Here is a 469-nt window from a genome sequence, read left to right as displayed (position 1 = left end):
ATCAAGATTTGGTCTTCTAGACTTAATTTACTTGGCCTTCCAGATTTTTTTTGAAGAACTTTTTCGGCGGCTAAAACTTTCACCATATCATTAAATGTTTCAGGATACACGACCCAAAAGCGTTTGACGTCTTCTGGATTCAAATTTTTTACTTTTTCGTAAGTCATTATTTTTCTGAGTGTTTTACTTTATTTTACATAATAAGTTCCGATTTTTGCAGGAGGTCTAATCATGTTCGATACTCAAGGGGTGACAGAGCAGTTAAAGAGCTTGCTTGATAAGGCTCATAGCCTTTAGCTAAGTACAGGACAAAAATGGTAGGGAATGAAGAAAATCCCGATGATTGGGCAAAGAAGGGTTAAGAATCAGATGACGAAGATGGTCAAAACCTAAGCGAAAAAGACTTTGGCTAGGACGACCATGTTTTTTGAGCCGAATCGGATCAAGTTGATGAAGCCACAAGCCAGTC

The 469-nt window shown here is 38.0% G+C and carries 1 pseudogene; it reads right to left on the bottom strand.

Annotation, left to right across the window (positions count from 1 at the left end):
* Nucleotides 1-297: 297 nt before the first annotated feature.
* Nucleotides 298-469: pseudogene (locus MiAbW_RS19270) on the bottom strand (IS4 family transposase); the annotation flags it as partial.

Source organism: Microcystis aeruginosa NIES-4325 (assembly GCF_008974145.1).
In the GTDB taxonomy this organism is placed as follows: Bacteria; Cyanobacteriota; Cyanobacteriia; order Cyanobacteriales; family Microcystaceae; genus Microcystis; species Microcystis aeruginosa_G.
This window is presented reverse-complemented; position numbering and strand designations above follow the sequence as displayed.